The 683-nt window shown below is 75.7% G+C and carries 1 protein-coding gene; it reads right to left on the bottom strand.

From position 1 onward, the window contains the following. Positions 1 to 53 precede the first annotated feature (53 nt). Positions 54 to 683, bottom strand: a 630-nt coding sequence (locus BI06_RS39960) for a MoxR family ATPase (RefSeq protein ID WP_043476761.1), incomplete at its 5' end; no start/stop codon positions are given.

Below are 683 nucleotides of genomic sequence, written 5' to 3'. Positions count from 1 at the left end.
GACGAGCCGGCGGGCCCGCTCCGCGCGCCAGTGGTCGGCGGCGGGCTCGGGGCTCACCGGGCGGCGCCCGGGGCGTCCACCGGACCGCTCTCCGGACGGCTCTCCGAGCCGCCGGCCGCGCGCGGCAGGGTCCGCGGTGCCGGAACGGTGGCCACCAGGCGCGCCAGGACCTCGTCCGCCTCGACCTGGCGCACCCACAACTCCGGTGTCAGGGTGATCCGGTGGGCCAGCGCCGGGACGGCGAGCGCCTTCACGTCCTCCGGCGTCAGGTAGTCGCGCCCCTCCAGCATCGCGCGGGCCCGGGCCAGTTGGACCAGCGCGAGACCGCCCCGCGGCGAGGAGCCGACCTGGATCTGCGCGTCGTTGCGGGTCGCGTGGACCAGCGCGATCACGTACTCGACCAGATCGTCGTCGACCTCGACCCGCTCCAACGCCGCCCGCATCGCGAGCAGTTCGGCCGGGCTGCTGACCGTCTCCAGGTCCGGCTCGGGCGTCGCGCGGTCCAGGCGGGCCCGGAGCATCGAGGCCTCCAGGCCGGTGGAGAGGTAGCCCATCCGCACCCGGAGCAGGAAGCGGTCGAGCTGCGCCTCGGGCAGCGAGTAGGTGCCCTCGTACTCGATCGGGTTGGCGGTGGCGATCACCAGGAAGGGCTGCGGCAGCCGGCGGGTGGCGCCGTCGACGGA

Source organism: Kitasatospora sp. MBT66 (assembly GCF_000710405.2).
In the GTDB taxonomy this organism is placed as follows: Bacteria; Actinomycetota; Actinomycetes; order Streptomycetales; family Streptomycetaceae; genus Kitasatospora; species Kitasatospora purpeofusca.
The sequence above is the reverse complement of the archived record's forward strand: the minus strand, read 5'-3'. Positions and strand labels throughout refer to the sequence as shown.